The 578-nt window shown below is 70.8% G+C and carries 1 pseudogene; it reads left to right on the top strand.

What is annotated here, in order from left to right:
* Nucleotides 1-578, top strand: a pseudogene (locus AC13HU_RS38000) (hypothetical protein); the annotation flags it as partial.

Genomic DNA, 578 nt, shown 5'->3' with positions numbered 1-578 from the left:
ACCCGGAGCCGGCCGACGCCGCGCCCGCCCAGACGGCCCCGGCCGGCCCCGCGGCTGCGCCGCGCCGTACGGCCCGCCCGGCCGGCCCCGCGGCTGCGCCGCGCCGTACGGCCCGCCCGGCCAGCACCAGCAGCGGCAGCTACGCGGGCCGCGACTACTCCTACTTCACCGGCCAGATCACCCGCACCGTCGAGCAGGCCCTCGCCGAGCACCGCGGCGACGTCGACGCCGCGACCGAAGCCCTGGTAAAAAAGGCCGTGCCCAACGCCATGGCACTTTTCGCGGAAACCCGCGTCGGCGGAAATTACGATCACACCGTCTATCCGGAAATCCTCGAATTCCTCAAGAAGAAGACCGTGGACGGCGTCGACGAGATCTGGGAGGGCCGCCATAAATGGACCAACGCCGTCCTGCTGGACCAGCTGCACACCGGCACCCTCCTCCAGGCCGCCATCGACGTCCTCGACACCAACGCGGCCTACCTGGCCGCCTTCAAGACCCACCTGCCCATCGGCGCCCTCAAGCACGACCCCACCGGCGGATTCGACCCCAAGCGCTCCGGCATCTACCTCCTGAAC

The sequence above is a fragment of the Streptomyces sp. NH27 genome (assembly GCF_056859195.1).
Note: the sequence above shows the minus strand (reverse complement) of the source record. Positions and strands in the feature narration are given on the sequence as shown.